The 16,717-nt window shown below is 68.5% G+C and carries 17 protein-coding genes; 8 read left to right on the top strand and 9 right to left on the bottom strand.

Features of this window, described 5'->3' with window-relative positions; translation table 11 throughout:
* Positions 1 to 73: 73 nt before the first annotated feature.
* Positions 74 to 1,384, bottom strand: a complete 1,311-nt coding sequence (locus OIE74_RS26915; protein WP_329388022.1) for a PLP-dependent aminotransferase family protein — start codon at positions 1,382 to 1,384, stop codon at positions 74 to 76.
* Between the two features lie 103 nt (positions 1,385 to 1,487).
* Entirely contained in the window at positions 1,488 to 1,952 is a 465-nt protein-coding gene (locus OIE74_RS26910; protein WP_329388020.1) for a MarR family winged helix-turn-helix transcriptional regulator, read from the bottom strand.
* 325 nt (positions 1,953 to 2,277) lie between these two features.
* Here OIE74_RS26910 and OIE74_RS26905 point away from each other — a divergent pair, with 325 nt between their 5' ends.
* The 4 genes from OIE74_RS26905 (at position 2,278) to OIE74_RS26890 (ending at position 3,702) form a co-directional block, all read left to right on the top strand.
* Positions 2,278 to 2,589 (top strand): MoaF-related domain-containing protein, encoded by a 312-nt coding sequence (locus tag OIE74_RS26905; protein ID WP_329388019.1) that lies wholly within the window; start codon positions 2,278 to 2,280, stop codon positions 2,587 to 2,589.
* Positions 2,590 to 2,591: 2 nt separating this feature from the next.
* Complete coding sequence (locus OIE74_RS26900; RefSeq protein WP_329388017.1) at positions 2,592 to 2,987, top strand: nuclear transport factor 2 family protein; 396 nt, start codon at positions 2,592 to 2,594, stop codon at positions 2,985 to 2,987.
* Between the two features lie 26 nt (positions 2,988 to 3,013).
* Positions 3,014 to 3,313 (top strand): nuclear transport factor 2 family protein, encoded by a 300-nt coding sequence (locus OIE74_RS26895; RefSeq protein WP_329388015.1) that lies wholly within the window; start codon positions 3,014 to 3,016, stop codon positions 3,311 to 3,313.
* Between the two features lie 74 nt (positions 3,314 to 3,387).
* Positions 3,388 to 3,702, top strand: coding sequence for a putative quinol monooxygenase (locus OIE74_RS26890; protein ID WP_329388013.1), 315 nt, complete (start codon positions 3,388 to 3,390; stop codon positions 3,700 to 3,702).
* Positions 3,703 to 3,728: 26 nt separating this feature from the next.
* On the opposite strand, the gene OIE74_RS26885 is transcribed toward OIE74_RS26890, so the two are convergent.
* Positions 3,729 to 5,249 carry an FAD-dependent monooxygenase gene (locus tag OIE74_RS26885; protein ID WP_329388011.1) on the bottom strand — a complete coding sequence of 507 codons (1,521 nt, stop codon included), beginning with the start codon at positions 5,247 to 5,249 and terminating at the stop codon, positions 3,729 to 3,731.
* Positions 5,250 to 5,300: 51 nt separating this feature from the next.
* Between OIE74_RS26885 and OIE74_RS26880 the strand changes: the two genes are divergently transcribed.
* Positions 5,301 to 5,930 (top strand): TetR/AcrR family transcriptional regulator C-terminal domain-containing protein, encoded by a 630-nt coding sequence (locus OIE74_RS26880; RefSeq protein WP_329388009.1) that lies wholly within the window; start codon positions 5,301 to 5,303, stop codon positions 5,928 to 5,930.
* Here the strand turns inward: OIE74_RS26880 and OIE74_RS26875 are convergent.
* The 5 genes from OIE74_RS26875 to OIE74_RS26855 all read right to left on the bottom strand — a co-directional run bounded on the left by OIE74_RS26875 (position 5,871) and on the right by OIE74_RS26855 (position 12,478).
* The gene (locus OIE74_RS26875; RefSeq protein ID WP_329392454.1) at positions 5,871 to 6,980 is read right to left on the bottom strand and encodes an LLM class flavin-dependent oxidoreductase; all 1,110 of its coding nucleotides are present in this window, start codon (positions 6,978 to 6,980) and stop codon (positions 5,871 to 5,873) included. The genes OIE74_RS26880 and OIE74_RS26875 overlap by 60 nt on opposite strands.
* A 163-nt stretch (positions 6,981 to 7,143) precedes the next feature.
* Entirely contained in the window at positions 7,144 to 7,611 is a 468-nt protein-coding gene (locus OIE74_RS26870) for a MarR family winged helix-turn-helix transcriptional regulator (RefSeq protein WP_329388007.1), read from the bottom strand.
* 116 nt (positions 7,612 to 7,727) lie between these two features.
* Positions 7,728 to 10,637, bottom strand: coding sequence for an AfsR/SARP family transcriptional regulator (locus tag OIE74_RS26865; protein WP_329388004.1), 2,910 nt, complete (start codon positions 10,635 to 10,637; stop codon positions 7,728 to 7,730).
* Positions 10,638 to 10,840: 203 nt separating this feature from the next.
* A complete protein-coding gene (locus OIE74_RS26860) occupies positions 10,841 to 11,560 on the bottom strand; it encodes an ABC transporter permease (RefSeq protein ID WP_329388002.1) in 720 nt (239 codons plus the stop codon).
* A gap of 36 nt (positions 11,561 to 11,596) precedes the next feature.
* On the bottom strand, positions 11,597 to 12,478 hold the full coding sequence (locus OIE74_RS26855; protein ID WP_329388000.1) for an ABC transporter ATP-binding protein: 882 nt from the start codon (positions 12,476 to 12,478) through the stop codon (positions 11,597 to 11,599).
* A gap of 134 nt (positions 12,479 to 12,612) precedes the next feature.
* Here OIE74_RS26855 and OIE74_RS26850 point away from each other — a divergent pair, with 134 nt between their 5' ends.
* From OIE74_RS26850 to OIE74_RS26840, 3 genes are all read left to right on the top strand, one after another.
* The gene (locus OIE74_RS26850; RefSeq protein ID WP_329387998.1) at positions 12,613 to 13,740 is read left to right on the top strand and encodes a sensor histidine kinase; all 1,128 of its coding nucleotides are present in this window, start codon (positions 12,613 to 12,615) and stop codon (positions 13,738 to 13,740) included.
* Entirely contained in the window at positions 13,737 to 14,339 is a 603-nt protein-coding gene (locus OIE74_RS26845) for a response regulator transcription factor (RefSeq protein ID WP_329387997.1), read from the top strand. The genes OIE74_RS26850 and OIE74_RS26845 overlap by 4 nt, the downstream gene beginning before the upstream one ends.
* A 124-nt stretch (positions 14,340 to 14,463) precedes the next feature.
* On the top strand, positions 14,464 to 15,423 hold the full coding sequence (locus tag OIE74_RS26840) for an aldo/keto reductase (RefSeq protein ID WP_329387995.1): 960 nt from the start codon (positions 14,464 to 14,466) through the stop codon (positions 15,421 to 15,423).
* Positions 15,424 to 15,875: 452 nt separating this feature from the next.
* Here the strand turns inward: OIE74_RS26840 and OIE74_RS26835 are convergent, their stop codons facing one another.
* Complete coding sequence (locus tag OIE74_RS26835) at positions 15,876 to 16,679, bottom strand: aminoglycoside phosphotransferase (protein ID WP_329387993.1); 804 nt, start codon at positions 16,677 to 16,679, stop codon at positions 15,876 to 15,878.
* Positions 16,680 to 16,717 lie beyond the last annotated feature (38 nt).

The raw sequence follows: 16,717 nt of genomic DNA, 5'->3' as shown, positions 1-16,717 counted from the left end.
GGACGAATAGTCGCCAAATCACCCGCGCGACGGCAGCTTTCCGGCCGGATCGGGCGCGGGAGAAAGGCTGGGATCAGGCGGAATGACCGGACAGGCCCTGGGCCTCGGCTGTCACGAACGCGGTCAGCCGGTCGAGTCCCTCGTCGATCGACGCGTCGTCGAGCAGGCTGAAGGACAGTCGAATCTGGTGTGAGGAAGCCATGCCGGTGTGGAAATGGTGCATGGGGGTCCAGATGACCCCGTGGTCGCGCGCCGATCGGCGCAGCGAACGGTCGTCCACGGCGAACGGCACCGTCAGGACGACAAAGAACCCGCCGGCCGGGGTGTTCCACGTCACCGGGCCGCCGGCGGCGAAGCGCGCGGCGAGGCCGGCCAGTACGTGCCGCAGGTTGGCGCGGTAGACCTCGATCTCACGCTTGTTCGCGGCGAGCATGCTGCACCCGTGGCGCAGAAGCTTGCCGCCGATGACAGCCTGGGCGACGGGTGAGGTGTTGAGAGTGACGTTGCTCTTGATCAGCGACAGCTGGTCCGCGAGCGTGCCCGCCGGGCGGCCGTCCCTGATGACGGGCTGGTCGGCCACGACGAAGCCGACGCGGGCGCCGGGCAGGCCGGTCTTGGCGAAGGAGCCGACGTGTACGACCTGGTGCCGTGTGTCGAGCGCCTTGAGGGTCGGCGGCCGGGTGGCGGGGTCGGCTTGGAAGAGGCCGTAAGGGTTGTCCTCGATGATCAGCAGATCGAGATCGGCCGCCAGGTCGAGCAGGGCGGTCCGGGTGGCCAGGCCCAGGCTCACCCCGGTGGGGTTGGCGAAGTCGGGCACGAGGTAGAGGGCGCGCGGCCGTTGTCCGCGGGCGCGGGCCGCCGCCACCTGACGCTTGAGGTCGGCGAGGTCGAGGCCGCCGTCTCCGTCCCCGACACCCAGCACGGGCATGTCCAACAGGCGTGCGGCGCCCGTCAGTCCGAAGTAGGTGGGCGTGACGGCGAGGACGACGTCCTGCGGGGAGGCGCGCAGGGCCCGTAGCGTCAGGAACATCGCCTCCTGGCTGCCGACGGTCACCACGACCGCTTCGGGGTCGACGGTGATGCCCTCATCGATCTCAAGGTAGCGGGCGACCAGGTCGTGGATGACGCCCTTCGTCCGTCCGTACTGGAACAGGGTTCTGCGGGCTTCCTCGTCCGTCAGCCCCACCACCTCGGTGAGGTGTGTGACGAAGGTGGCCAGATAGCCGGAGAGTTGCTCGACCCTGAAGAACTCCTCGTAGGGCCGGCCGGCGGCGAAGGACACCGCCTGCGGGTGGTCCGAGGCGATGTCGTTCAGCAGATTCATGGAGAGCAGGACGGGATCGTCCAGCGAGGGATGGAGTTGTGCGATGGATAATTCGACCACTTGTCAATTCTCCGTCTCTGCGGATTCGACGGTCGGGGTCGTGCACACGGGGACATGCACGCCGGAACGTCTCAGTGAAAGCTTGTACGCGGAAAAAACTCCGTCAGGCGTCTGCCTGGTCGAGCACTTCAACAACACGCGCGCCGATCCTGCCGAGGGCGGCGGTGTCGGAAGCGCCCAGGTTGTCGAAAAGGACGTCTCGAATTTCTGCGCGCTGCGCGCGTAGCACCCGTACAACGAGCAGCCGACCTTGTGAGGTCAGGGTGGCCTCGTAGGCACGTCGTCCCTCCGGTACACGTCCGCGGATGACCAGACCCTGGCGTTCCAGGACTGTGAGCGTGTGGCTGACGCGGCTGGGCGAGAAGCGCAACTCGCCGGCGAGCGCTTTGAGGCCCATCGTCTGATTCTCCGCGGCGCTGAGAAGAACCAGCAGTTTGAAATGACCGTGCGAGATATTCCCGTCGCGCTGGGATTGCCGTTCCAGCGCGACTTCGAGGAGATGGGCCGCAAGCACCAGGTCATGCCACAGCGTTGCTCGGTCGAGGTCGTCGTCACGTCGCGTCGTCACGGTGTTTATCTTTCCGCCGGCGGCACGGGATGTCGACCTGCCGGGTCTGCACCATCGCGTTGCCGTTGGCGGATTCTTCAGGGGCGACGATGTCCTGGAAGACGTCCAACCTCGACTCTGATTTGAAGTATCAACTCAGAGTCGCGCTGATGCAAGCACTGAGACGCGGAACACACGGCGGTACCGATCGCCCGCCGCCGGCGCCGCCGCCGCGCTCCGGCGCCCGAGTGTGTTCCACATCTCAGAAGGCTTGCGCAAACACACATTCTGAGTTGAAGCTTCAACTCGACATCGAGGTTGTGATCGACGATCTGAAGGACATGCCATGACCAAACAACTAACGGGCCACAGCTACCACTTCGACCTCGGCGATCTGAAGGTGCGGTTCACCTTCGATTCGCTGACCCAGGGCAGCTTCGTCGTGGAGCACGGCGCGGGGCTCGCCGCCGACGGTCACGCCGAAACGGTGGCCCTGAACCTGCACGAGATCCGTGAAGGCGTCTATCTGAACTCCTGGACCGAGGCGAGCGGGGCCACGGTGACCCACCTGGAGGACTTCGAGAACGGGACGTTGCACTCCAACGTGACCGTCGACGGCAAGCTCCACCACTTCACCGGAACGATCAAGGAGGCCTGACCATGGCTCAGCATGCCGCTGCCCAGGGCGATCAGACGGAACGCAACATCGACATCGTGCTCACCGCGATGCGTGAGTTGTTCGCCGACAAGGACCTCACCGCGATAGACCGGTACTGGGCCGAGCCCTACATCCAGCACAGCCCGCAGATGCCCAACGGGCTCGACACCCTGCGCAACACCGTTCCGCACCTGGAGGGCTTCTCCTGGGAGCCACAGCGGATCGCCGCCCAGGGCGATCTGGTCTTCACCCACAGCATCGTCCACGGCTGGGCTCCGAACCCCGTGGCCATCGTCGACATCTACCGGCTCGACAACGGACGCATCGTGGAGCACTGGGACGTCGTCCAGGACATCGTCGCCCCTGAAGAATCCGCCAACGGCAACGCGATGGTGTAGACCCGGCAGGTCGACATCCCGGGCCGTTGCGCACCAAAGTCGGCCCACCCGAACCCACTTCACCCCAGCTTCGTGGACGGCAGCGCCGCCTGGCGTCGGCTCTGCCAACTCTCCCCGACGACTTCAGCTACACCATGCTGCGAACGTTCGAGGACGGCGACCACGTCATCGCGCTGGCCAAGGTCAGCGGCTTCCTTCCCGAAGGCGACGCCGCTGTGGCAGACGTCTTCCGTTTCGAGAACGGCCGCATAGCCGAGCACTGGGACATCCTTCAGCCGTACGTGCCGGACGACCGGACCGCCAGCGGGAATCCGATGCTGAGCTGATATCGCCGCACGGCGGGGACGGCGGATCCCTTACAGCGAGCCCATCGGACCACCAAGCACGCAACGGAGAGACCATGAGCGCGGTTGTGGTTGTCGTCACCATCATTCCTGTCCCGGAACACAGATCAGAAGTGATCGCCGCCCTCGAACGGGCGATCACCCGCGCTCACGTCGAAGATGAGGGCTGTCTGCTCTACGCGCTGCACGAGGGCGACGACCGCCTCGTCGAGATCGAGAAGTGGTCCAGCGCCAAGGCGCTGGACGCGCACCTCAAAGGGCCCGCGGTAGGCCAACTCCTGAGGGAGATCGAGGGAAAGATCGTCGGCGAGCTGGACGGGCAGGTCCTGCGACCCCACCCGGCCGGTACGCCGCGGCAGGGAGCGCTCTGACGCCGGCGGCCCCGATCGGCGGGATGTCAGCGGGCCGCGGTGCGGTGGACAGTGGCGAGCGCCCGGTCCACGGCGGCGGACAGTGCGGTGTCGTCCTCATCGATGCCGGCCCAGGCGACGTGCCCGTCGGGGCGGATGAGGGTGGCGCGCACGGTGGCCCAGGCGGCCGGGGGCCGGTCGAGGGTCGCGGTGTGCACCGCGAGCCCCGGCCGCGTCCGGTCTGCCAGGACGCCGCCCGCCGTCAGGTCGAGCAGGAGGTAACTGTCCGGACGCAGGCGGGAGAACAGGTGGTTCTCGGAGCCGGCGAAGGCCAGGTCGGGCGCGCGGGTGCCGGTGAGCGGGTGAGCTGTTGGGTCCGGTGTGGGGTAGCTGACGGCAAGCGCGGTGAGACGTTCGGACAGGGCCTTGTTGAGTGCCGGCTGAGTGGCGATCATCCCGCTGAACAGGGAGCGCAGGTCAAGGCCTTCGGGTGTGAAGCAGGTCATCAGGGCGGTCTGGGCGCGGCTGTGTTCCATCAACTGGGCACCTATGGGGTGGCGCTCGGTGTGGTAGGTGTCAAGCAGGTGATCAGTGGCCCAACCACGGAGGGTGCCGGCGAGTTTCCAGCCCAGGTTGTGCGCGTCCTGGATGCCGACGTTCATCCCGACGCCACCCGCCGGGAAGTGCTGGTGGGCGGCGTCACCGGCGAGCAGGATCCGGCCTCGCCGGTACTGGGCGGCCAGCCGGGTGGCATTGCCGAACCGGGAGAGCCAGACCGGGTCGCGCACCCCGAAGTCCTCGCCACTGATGGCGAGGGTCTTGGCCCGAAGCTCTTCCAGGGTGAGGTCGCCGGGCCATTGCGTCGTGAGGTTGTCGGGGCTGACACCGGCCACGCGGTACCGCCCACCGGGCAGCGGCGCGACCATCACTCCACCCCGGAGCCCGAAGGTGCTGAACCCGGGCCGCGGCGGGTTGTCGAGGGTGACGTCGCCCAGCCAGCCCAAGACGGTGGAGGGCGTACCGGCGAAGTCGATGCCGGCGGCGGTGCGCACGGTGCTGCGGGAGCCGTCGCAGCCGATGATGAACGCCGCCTGGAGTTCGTACGACCCGTCAGACCCGTCATGGCGGCCCAACCTGTCCGGCCCGTACAGCCTCTCCACCTGAACGGTCACCGACTCCGCGTGCTCGGTGAACCCGGTGACGCGGTGACCGCGCACGATCGTGGCGCCGAGCGCGAGCGCGTGCTCCTCCAGCAGTTCCTCGGTGCGAGCCTGGGGCAGGGCGAGGGTGTACGGGAACGGGGTCTCCAGCGCACGGAAGTCGAGCCGGTCGTCGAGCATGGCGAAGTGGCCGCCCGGGATCGGCAAGCCCTCGGCGAGGAAGGGCTTGTGCACGCCGCGCGAGGCCAGGATCTCAAGGGTGCGCGGGTGGATGGTGAGGGCCTTGGAGCGCTCATCGATCTCCATACGCTCCTCGATGACGGTGACGGAAACCCCGCCCAGCCGCAGTTCGGCGGCGAGCCAGAGCCCGACCGGGCCCCCTCCGGCGATGACAACCCGCTGTTCCATGAACCATCCTAGGTCAGTGACCAATAACGTGGTGCACAGTAGACTAGGTCGGTGACCAATAGGCAAGTGCGTGAGGACCGCGCCCCGCGGCTGGATCCCGGAACGGTGATCCGTACCGGGCTGGAACTGCTGGACGAGAAGGGCCTGGCCGCCCTGTCCACCAGGGCGGTCGCCGACCGGCTCGGCGTACGGATGAACACGGTGCTGTGGCATGTGAAGACCAAGGCCCGGATGCTGGAGCTGATGGCGGACGCCGTCGTCGGCGAAGCCTCACTCGACGACCTTCCGGCTTCCTGGGACGAGCGCGCCCGCGAACTGGCCCGCCGCTACCGTCGCGCCCTGCTCGCCCGCCGCGACGGTGCCACGCTCGTCGTCGGCACCTACGCCGCCGAACCACATACCCTGCGCTTCGCCGATACGTTGGTGGGCGCGCTGCTGGACGGCGGCCTGGACGAGCGTGAGACCGCCTGGACCACATGGACGATCATCTACTTCGTCCTCGGGCTCACCCAGGAGGAACAAGCGGCGGCCGATCAGTCGCCGAACGGCCGCCTGGCGAACGCGGTCTCCGAGACGGCCTACCCGGCCCTCCATCGCGTCCTCGGTCATCTCGACGCGGAATCATTCGACGAGCGCTTCGAGTTCGGCCTGTCCGCGATCCTCGCGGGCGGCGACCAGTGAGGTGTGGGTGGGAGCGTCGGGTACGTCGGCCGGCCGGTTCTTGGCGAACTCCTCGCGCAGGACGGGCAGAACCTCTTCGCCGAGCATGTCGAGTTGCTCCAGTACGGCCTTCAGCGGCACGCCCGCGCCGTCCACGTTGAACAGTTGGCGCTGGTAGTCGCCGAAGTGCTCACGGAAGGTCAGCGTCTTCTCGATCACCTGCTGGGGACTGCCGACCGTCAGCGGTGTCTCGTCCATGTACTGCTCCAGCGACGGCCCGCCGCCCATGATCGGTGAGCGGTCGAAGTAGGGGCGGAACTCGCGTACCGCGTCCTGGGAGTTGGCCCGCATGTAGATGTGTCCGCCAAGCCCGACGATGGCCTGTTCGGGGGTGCCGTGGCCGTAGTGCGCGTACCGCTCACGGTAGAGACTGACGAGCTTCTGGAAGTGTTCCTTGGGCCAGAAGATGTGGTTGGCGAAGAAGCCGTCGCCGTAGTAGGCGGCCTGCTCGGCGATCTCGGGCGAGCGGATGGAGCCGTGCCACACGAAGGGCGGTACGCCGTCCAGCGGCCGGGGCGTGGACGTGAAGGACTGCAGTGGCGTACGGAACTTGCCCTGCCAGTTCACGACGTCCTCGCGCCACAGGCGGTGGAGGAGCGCGTAGTTCTCGATGGCGAGGTTGATGCCCTCACGGATGTCCTTGCCGAACCAGGGATACACGGGGCCGGTGTTGCCGCGCCCCATCATCAAGTCCACCCGGCCGTCGGCCAGATGCTGGAGCATCGCGTAGTCCTCCGCGATCTTCACCGGGTCGTTGGTGGTGATCAGCGTGGTGGACGTGGACAGGATGATGCGTTCGGTGCGCGCCGCGATGTGGCCGAGCATCGTGGTGGGAGAGGAGGGCACGAACGGCAGGTTGTGATGCTCGCCGGTCGCGAACACATCGAGCCCGACCTCCTCGGCCTTCAGCGCGATGGCGACCATGGCCTTGATCCGCTCGTGCTCGGTCGGTGTCCGCCCGGTGATGGGGTCCTGTGTCACGTCACCGACGGTGAAGATCCCGAACTGCATAACATCCATCCCTGTATGGTTGATGTATCAACTCTCGCGACGAACGTGATGCCGAACGCGGCTATTCCCGCTGTGGCGCCTCCGTGAAGCCGCCGATTGACGAGTCGGCGATATTGCCCTACGGTGTCGGTTGATGCATCAACCAGCCTTGCGCCCTCCTCAGTCAGTCGGGCTGCTTCTTCATATGCGCGAGGACGCGGTCCGAGATCCGGGCGAGCGTGTCGAGTTCTTCCTGGGTGAGGGCGTCGATGAACAGTCGGCGGACGTGTTCGACGTGCAGGGGCGCGGCGTCTTCGATCGCCTTGTAGCCGGCCGGGGTGGCGACGATGAACGCTCCGCGTCCGTCATCGGGACATTCCTCCCTGGCCACCAGTCCGCGCGTCGCCATCCGCCGGACCTGGTGGGACATGCGGCTCTTCTCCCACTCCACCAGCTTGGCCAGATCCAGGAAGCGCATCCGCCCGCCGCCCCTTTCGGTGAGACTCACCAACACGATGTAGTCGGCGGCGGACATGTGCGAGTCGGCCTGGACCAGGCGGGAGAGTCGTCCGATGAGCGTCTCCTGCATGCGGATGAAACTGTCCCAGGCGACCTTCTGCTCCGAGGTCAGCCAGCGAGGCGTTGCATTCATTGATGGAGTGTAACGAAAACGTTGACAGCTCATCTATCCCGTTGACGTGGGCGATTCCTGTCGATGCCCGAAATATCCGGGGGGGGGGTGCGGCGAGTGTCGGCATCCCTGACGCGTCACGGCCGGGCGGTTGGGTCCTGCGTACGTTCGTCCAGGCGGCGGAGGCGCAGCCGGATCTCCTCGGCTTCCGGGTGGTCGAACTCCTCGAAGGCGGTGAGCGCCAGTCGCCAGGTGGTGTGCGCCGCCGCCGGGTCGCCCGCGGCCAGCTGGACGTCACCGAGGTGGTAGAGGGTGTAGCCCTCGCCCCAGCGGTTGCCGACATCGCGGTGTGCGATGAGCGCTTGGCGGTAGTGACCGATCGCGTCATCGCTGCGGTGGAGCCGGTGCTTGACGGTGCCGAGGGCATCGAGGGTGCAGCCTTCGACGCAGCGGTTGCCGACGGCGCGCACGACGGTCAATGCCTGCTCCAGGCAGTCGGTGGCCTCGTCGAACCGGTCGAGGCGCCGGTAGGCGTCGCCCAGGTTGGCCAGGACGACGCCCTCGCCCCAGACGTCGCCGCAGGCCCGGAAGAGGGCCAGCGCGCGGCGGGTGTACTCGACAGCCTTGTCAAGGCTGCCCGCCTCCAGGTAGGTGTTGCCCACGTTGGCCACGGCCTGGCACCTGCCGTGGGAGTCCCCGAGCTCACGGCAGTGGGCCATCGCCTGCCGGAGGTGGTCCACCGCCTCGTCGAACCGGTGCATCGCCGTCAGCGCGGCAGCCACGTCGCCCAGGCTCCATCCCTCGCCCGTGCGGTCGCCCGCGGCGCGGGCGGCGTCGAGGGCGATCCGGGTGACGTCGAGCCAGTCGTGCAGATGCCGGCGGAGGTAGAAGAACCCCCACAGGCAGGCGGCCAGCCGCCAGGCGATGCCCGCCCGGCCGGACTCGGCGGCCTGGTACACGGCGGCGACAAGGTTGGAGCGTTCGATCTCGCACCACTCCAGCGCCTGTTCGTACGCGGTGAAGGTCAAGGGGTGGCAGCCGGGGGGCAGTGGTTCGAGGGGGACCCGGCGCCGCCCCGGGCTGAGGTGGGCGTAGGCGGCGTCCGCGGTGTGCAGGTACCAGGACCACAGCCGCTCCAATGCCCGGTCCCGCTCCTGCGGCGTCTCCTCGGCGACGACGCGCTCGGCGGCGTAGACGCGCAGCAGGTCGTGCAGGACGTAGCGACCCGGCGCGCGTGCGGTGAGCAGGTGGGCGCCGGTGAGCTCCACGAGCAGACGTTGGGTCTTCCGCGGGGAGAGCCCGGCGAGGGCCGCCGCGGCGGGCGCGGAGAGGTCGGGGCCGCAGTGCAGTCCCAGTAAGTTGAACAGCTGGGCGGCCGGTGCGGACAGTGCTTCGTAGGACGACGAGAATACGGCGCGTATGTCCGTGGTGAGGTCGTCCCCGGTGAACGAGTCCAGGCTGCCCTGGTTGTCGCGCAGTTCCTGGGCGATGGCGTCGAGCTTGAACCCCGGGTAGGTGACCGCGCGGGCCGCGACGATGGCGAGGGCGAGCGGCAGCCGGGCGCAGCGCGTGATCAGCTCGTCCGCCGCCCGGGGCTCCGCCGCCAGCCGTGCGGCGCCGATGCGGCGCGCGAGGAGGTCGTGCGCCTCGGCGGGCGTCAGCGGGTCGAGCGTCAGCGGGTGTGCCCCGTCGTTGGCGACCAGGCCCGTCAGCTGGCTGCGGCTGGTGACGATGACCAGGCAGCCGGAGGAGCCCGGCAGCAGAGGGCGGATCTGCTCGGTGTTGCGGGCGTTGTCGAGGAGGATCAGCATCCGGCGGCCGGCGAGCAGGCTGCGGTACAGCGCCGCTTGTGCGTCGAGGGAGGCGGGAAGGCTCTGCGCGGGTACGCCGAGCGCGTCGAGGAAGATGCGGATGGCCTCCGCCGGCGGCATGGCTGAGCCGGTCGGATGGAGGCCGCGCAGGTTGATGTACAGCTGGCCGTCGGGGAAGCGGTGGGCGATCCGGTGCGCCCAGTGCACGGCCAGGGTGGTCTTGCCGATGCCCGCCATGCCGCCGATCGCGCTGATCAGCAGTGTGGCCGGCTGCTCTCCGTCGTCGGGCAGCAAGCCCTTGAGCTGCGCCAGCTCGGCTTCCCGGCCGGTAAAGGTGGCCAGGTCGGCGGGCAGCTGCGCGGGGCGGGCCGCTTGCCTCGCTGTCGGGGTCGCGATCGGGTCTGTGCGCTCGCACCGGGACTCCTGGGACTCCGCGGGCCCCGAGGCGGACAGGTCGAGCGCCGCGTCGGCTGCCAGGATGCGGTTGTGCAACTCCTGCAGCGCCGCGCCGGGCTCGATGCCGAGTTCGGCCACCAGGGTGCCGCGCGTCTTGCGGTACGCCGCCAGCGCCTCGGCCTGCCGCCCCGACCGGTACAGCGCCAGCATCAACAGCCGGCACAGCTGTTCGCGCAACGGGTACTCGCCGGTCAGCGCGGTCAGCTCGGCGATCACCTCGCTGTGGCGCCCGAGTTGGACATCGACGTCCAGCCGGGCCTCCAGCGCGTCCAGCCGCACCTCGGTCAGCCGGGAGCGCTCGGCCTCGGCCAGCGGGCCGGGCAGCCCGGCCAGCGGCGTCCCCTCCCACCCGTCGAGCGCGGCGTGCAGCAGCTCCGCGGCGGCCGAGACCTCGCCCGCGGCGCGCAGCTTCTTCGCCTCGGCGACACGCTGCTCGAACACACCCAGGTCCAGGGCGCGTTCCGGGACTCGGGCCAGGTATCCGTCCGCCGCCGAGACCACCACCTGCGGAGACTCTCCGGCGTCGCGTCCGGGTTCGAGCACCTTGCGCAGCCGGGACGCATAGGTACGCAGCACGGACAGGGCCGCGGACGGCTGCTCCGCGCCCCATATGGCGTCGATGAGCTCGGCGACGGTGACGGGGCGCCCGCGCCGCAGCAGCAGCGCTGCCAGCACCACTCGCTGCTGCGGCGAGCCCAGGTCCAGCTCACGTTCGCCGTGCCACGCCCTGACCGGCCCCAGCACGGCGAAGCGCAGGGAATCTCCCTGCTCTGCGTTCATGGACGCGGTCCGCACAGCCGAGATCACCGGTGGCATATCGGCCGCCAGGCGATCTGGGGCGGGCGGCTCGTCATAGCGCTGGACACATGTGGTCTTCATGGTGATCAGTTCTTCCGGATTCGTCTCGGGATGAACGCTGTCACTAAAGAGGTGAAGGCCCCAGTCGTCGCCGGGCGCCGCGGGCCGGCGGCGCCCGGCCGGGCTCATCGGCGTGGTTCCCAGCGGAAGAGGCGGGAGGCCAGCCCGACGGCCACGACGACCCAGCCCAGTGTGGGGACCAGCAGGATCAGGGAGTCCGCGACGGGTACGTTGCCGTCCCAGGCGTCGACGACCAGTTCGGTGGCCGCGCCGCCGGGAAGCAGCCGCTTGAGCAGGGCGAGGTCCTCAGTGCCGGTGAGGCCTACCCAGCTGGCGACCGCGATCACCGAGAGGCTGACGGGCAGCGTGGTCACCTGAGCGTGCTCCGGCGAGTTCGTGAGCCCCGCCGTGGCGAGTGCCAGGCCGACCATCATGGCCAGCGTGGCCAGGACGGCGGCCGCGAGGAGCGGGATCTGGGACGGTTCGGTGGCGACCATGCCCAGCACGGTCAGGATCGCGACCACCTGGACCAGCGCGATGACGGTGACCGGCAGGAGCAGCCCGGTGAGGATGTCGACGTCGCCCGCGGCGGTGGAGCGCAGCCGTTTGAGGAAGAGGTTCTGCCGACGCGAGGCCAGCGTGGTCACGGCCGTGGTGTAGAGCCCGAAGGCCATCACGGTGAACATCACGATCGCCGCGATGTAGCCGAGGCCGGCCATTTCCTCGAAGATCTCGTACTGGTAGACGAAGTACGCGCTGATGGCGACAGGCACGATAAGACCGGTGACCAGAACCAGCCGGTTCCGGAAGATCTGGATCAGCTCACTGCGAGCGATCGCGAACATGGGGTTGGGTCCCTTCGGGGCAGAGCGTTGGTGGGTTCAGCCGCCGGTGATGGCGCGGAAGACGTCGTCGAGGCGGGTCGGACCGGACTCCAGTTCCCGGAAGTCCACCCCGGCGTCGTGAGCCCAGCCCAGCAGGCGGTAGAGGTCCTCCTGCAGGCTGAAGGTCTCCACGCGGAAGGCCCCGTCCACCTGCACAGCTCCCATTGGCGGCTCGGGAGCACCGGCCGGGAGGGCGAAGGTGATCACCGACGGCAGGGTGTGCGTCAGCTCGACGACGGTCCCCTCACGGTGGAAGGTCCCCTGGTGCATGAGCCCGATGCGATCGGCCCGTTGCTGCGCCTCCTCCAGGTAGTGAGTGGTGAGCACGACCGTGGATCCCTCGTCGCGCAGCCTGTCCACGGCGGCCCAGAGCGCGTCGCGGGACTGGATGTCCAGACCGGTCGTCGGCTCGTCCAAGATGACCAGCTCGGGCCCGCCGTACACGGCGGTGGCGAAGTCCAGGCGGCGTTTCTCGCCGCCGGAGAGTTGCGACACCTTGGTGCCGGCCTTGCCGGTCAGACCCACGATGCCCAGAACGCGGTCGGCGTCGTCGTGCCGCCGGGTCAGCGTGCCGATCAGCCGGACCGACTCCTTCACCGTGAGATCCGGGGAGAAGCCGCTCTCCTGCAGCATGATGCCCATCCGCGAGCGCACGGCAGCGCGGTCGCGCGGGCTCTGCCCCAAGACGCGGACGGTGCCCGACTGGGCCGGCCGGTGTCCCTCGATGACCTCAAGGGTCGAGGTCTTGCCTGCGCCGTTGGTGCCGAGCAGCGCGTAGAACTCGCCACGCCCCACTTGGAACGACAGGTCCTTCACGGCATGGAAATCGCCGTAACGGACGTTGAGGTTCGTGACCTCGATGACTGCTGTAGTGGACATGCCTCGATTCCACCGACCGCGACGCGCTCCCGGTAGTGGCCTCGCATCACGTCCGCGCCATGACATTCGCGGCAGGCATGCATGACGCGGTGTCACTGGTGTACCGAAAGCTCCCCACGGATACTGGCTGGACGATGTCTGAAATTACCGAGGCGACGACACAGGGACGGCTGCGCCGGCTCAACCTGATCACGCTGCTCCCGGTGGTCACTGTCGGTGGGGTGTTCCTGGTGGCGCTGGACGCCGATTCCTGGTCGGAAGCGGTGGTCCTGGGCCTGGGTGTGGTCGCGGCGCTGGTGGCCTTCGTATCCTGGACGGCAGGCAATCTGGCCCGGGTCGCCGTGCCGTGCCTGGTCGTCACCGCGGGCGTCTGGCTCTTCGGTGTGCTGGAGGCCGGAAGTGGGAAGGCGATCTTCGGCCTGTCCATCGTGGGCCCGTTGGTCGTGCCGCAGCTGCGGCGCCATCGTGGCGCGGCCGCCGTCACCCTGGTCGCCTATGTCGCCGTCGTGGGCGCGGCACGGTTCCTGATGACGGATGACGACCCGCGTCAGGTGCTGATCACGTATGTCATCGTCCCCGCGGGCCTCATGGCCATCGTGACGGGCCTGATGTTCCCCAACAAGCAGTTCTACGACGTCGTCCACGACCTGGAGGAGTCGCGTCGGCACGAGGCGGAGCTGGCCGTGGTGCGTGAGCGTATGCGGTTCGCCAGCGACCTGCACGACATCCAGGGTCACACCCTGCACGTGGTGAAGCTCAAGGTCGCCCTCGCACAGAAGCTGGTGCACCGCGACCCCGGCCGGGCGGAGCAGGAGCTGCACGAGATCCACTCGCTCGTCAGCGACACCATCAGCCAGACCAAGGAACTCGTCTACGCGCACCGTCGGCTCAACCTCCCCGCCGAACTGGAGAACGCGAAGAATCTGTTCGAGGCCGCCGGCATCGAGGTACACATCCGCCGCGACGCGGACGCGGACAGCCGCGCGGGCGAGCTGCTCGGCCAGGTCCTGCGCGAGACAACGACCAACATCCTGCGGCACGCCGAGTCCCGGGAAGTCCGGATCACGTTGTCCGAGTCAGGCATCACCATCGTCAACGACGGCGTACCGGACAAGCCGCTCCCGGAGCTCAGCGGTCTCGCCGTTCTCGAACAACGCGTGGCCGACAACGGGGGAAAGCTCACGGTGGACCAGAAGAACGGGTATTTCGTGACCGCCGCCGACTTCCCGTCGCCCGGTCCCGACGCACAGGAGGCCCGATGACCACCATCGTCATCGCCGACGACGAGGCACTTCTGCGCAAGGCGCTCGCGGCGCTGCTGCCGCTTGAGGGCGACATCTCCGTACGCGCCGAAGCCGAGGACGGCGAGGACGCGATCCGCGCCACCCTGCGGTACCAGCCGGACGTGCTCGTCATCGACCTGGAGATGCCCGGCGTCGACGGGCTCAGCGCCGTCGCGGCGATCCGCAAGGTCCTGCCTGACCAGGTGATCCTCATGCTGACCAGGCACGCCCGGCCCGGGGTACTGCGCCGGGCGCTGAAGCTCGGTGTCCAGGGATTCGTCAGCAAGTCCGCCGAACCGGCGCACATCGCGTCCGTCATCGCGACCCTGCACGAGGGACGGCGCTGGATCGACCCGGACGTCTCCGCGCTCGCCCTCATCGACGACTGCCCCCTCACCGACCGCGAGATCGACGTCCTGCGCGCCACGGCCGACGGCTACTCCGCCGTGGACATCGCCGGTCAACTCCACCTCGCCGAGGGCACCGTCCGCAACTACCTGTCCAACGCGATGCGGAAGACCCAGACCCAGACCCGGCACGAAGCGGCGCGTTACGCCCGCGAACACGACTGGCTGTGACCACACCCGACGAGTGAGGAACGGCCAATTCCTCTATCCGGCAACGGTGTTGGACCTGTGCTCGAAACGCCCGGCGGGGGGCGATACACGGAACATCAGGCGCGGAGGCCGCGTTGACCTCGACATGACGGAACTTCGCGCCCTCGGCTCGTCCGACCTCCTCGTTTCCCCCCTCTGTCTGGGTGGCAACGTGTTCGGCTGGACCGCCGACAAAGCACAGTCGTTCGCGGTGCTCGACGCCTACCTCGCCGCGGGCGGCAACTTCATCGATACTTCCGACTCGTACATGAACTACTTTCCCGAACAGGGCAACGAGCCGGGCCAGTCCGAGACCATCATCGGCGACTGGCTCGCCACCCGTCGTAACCGCGACGACGTGGTCGTCGCGACCAAGGTCGGCGACCACCCGGAGTACATGGGCCTTACGCCCGCCACTATCAGGGCCGCTGCCGACGAGTCCCTGCGGCGACTGCGTACCGACCATATCGACCTCTACTACACCCATTACGACCGGGACGAGTCCATCCCCGTGGACGAGATAATCGCCGCGCTCGACGACCTCGCGAAGGCCGGCAAGGTGCGCGCCATCGCGACCTCCAACATCAGTCCCGAACGGCTTTCCGCCTCACTGGCCTTCTCCGACCGTGAGGGTCTGGCGCGCTACGTGGCGCTGCAGCCGGCGTACAACCTCGTCTCGCGCGACACCTACGAGGGTGCGCGGCGGGAGATCGTGGAGCGTGAAGGCCTGGCCTGCGTTCCGTACTTCGCACTCGCCGCCGGCTTCCTCACGGGTAAGTACCGTCCTGGGAAGAGCGTCGAGAACGTGCGCAACCTCCCCGGACTCGCCGGTGGCTACGCGGACACCGATCGCGGCGTGCAGGTGCTCGACGCGTTGGAGCGGGTCGCGACAGCGCGGGAGGTGGAGATGGCCACGGTGGCGCTGGCCTGGCTCGCGCAGCAGCCGACGGTGACCGCACCGATCGCCTCCGCGCGCACCGTCGATCAGCTCCCGGCACTCTTCGCCGCGCACGACCTGCACCTGTCGGACGCCGAGTTGCAGACCCTGACGGAAGCCTCTTCCTGACCGGACCCAACAGGAACGGAGAGCCCGCCTCCTCGCCCACGCGGCTTGAGAACACTCGCGTCCGCCCAGGCCCGCAGAGGGGGCTCACCTGTTGCCGCTGGTCAATTGAGTGAACTTGCGGCGTGTCACGGTGGGGCGGGTGGGACTCGAACCCACGGCCGACGGATTATGAGTCCGCAGTTTTCGCTCTCACCCACTCCAGCTACTCTCGCTGACTCCAGAAAGCCCAGGTCACGGGGAGCAGAACTCTCGCTCACTCCGGATGGTCTCAGGCTCTCCGGGACGTCTGCTCACGCACCGCTCACGCAAATCCCCTGCGCTGCACCGGCCCTGAACAGGCACTTCGTACTTTGTCCCGCACTCCCCCGCGCACGGCAATGGTGGGCAGAAAGAAGCCCCGGCCACCATCGGTGTCCGGGGCTCTGGCTACGTCGGGGCTGGCGGCCGGGAGCCTAACGTCCTGGGCGGGCCATTCGGGACTCTGCCCAGGAACGAACCGCAGCGCTCAAGGGCGCACGGTGCGGCAGAGGGTCTGCCGCCTCCCGCGCTTCCCACACGGCACGGAGAGTGCGAACGAATACCGACACCGCCGTCTCTGGCGCGTTCGCGAACGCGGGCACCTGTCGTGCGATCTCCTCGGCCTGGCCTGGAGTGTGCCCAGCGAGGATGAGACGAGGGACCGTGAACGCGGTGTCCGCCCACGCCGGGGCCGGACAGGCGAGCGCCCAGTCAACGAGCCTGATGCCCTGCGGCGTGGCCAGCATGTTGAGCGGGGACATGTCCGTGTGAGCGAGGGACCGGCCCGCAAGGTCGTCTGCGTAGCCCTCGGGCAACAGGTTCCCCCACCGGGCCGGCAGCGGCTTCTTCCGAACCGCCTCAGGCCACGGTGCACCGGACATCACTCTCAGCGCGTCGACAAGGGCAGGGATGTCGGCAGAGCCGGGCGAGAGATCCGGATGCCGCCCGCTGATGAACTCATACCCGGCCACGATCCAGCCGCCGGCGTCGACCTGCCACAGCAACGCGGGAGCGAGGGGCGCCGTGCGGGTGACCTCGGCCTCGGCGCGGTACATCCAGCTCTGCCCGGCATCCGGGGTGCCCTTGGCGAAAACTGGTCCGCGGGCGGTGTGGAGCACGGAGGCGAACGGCGACATGACGCCCTTGTCTGCCGTGGCCGCGTCGGCGACCGGGCCGGTGCGCGCCTCGATGGCGTGCCGGACGGCGCTGGGCAGGTCCGCCCATTCGGTTCGGGTCACCGGGTGGTCTCCTGATGGTCGGCATGGGGCCGCTCCTC

It is taken from the genome of Streptomyces sp. NBC_01716, from assembly GCF_036248275.1.
In the GTDB taxonomy this organism is placed as follows: Bacteria; Actinomycetota; Actinomycetes; order Streptomycetales; family Streptomycetaceae; genus Streptomyces.
Note: the sequence above shows the minus strand (reverse complement) of the source record. Positions and strands in the feature narration are given on the sequence as shown.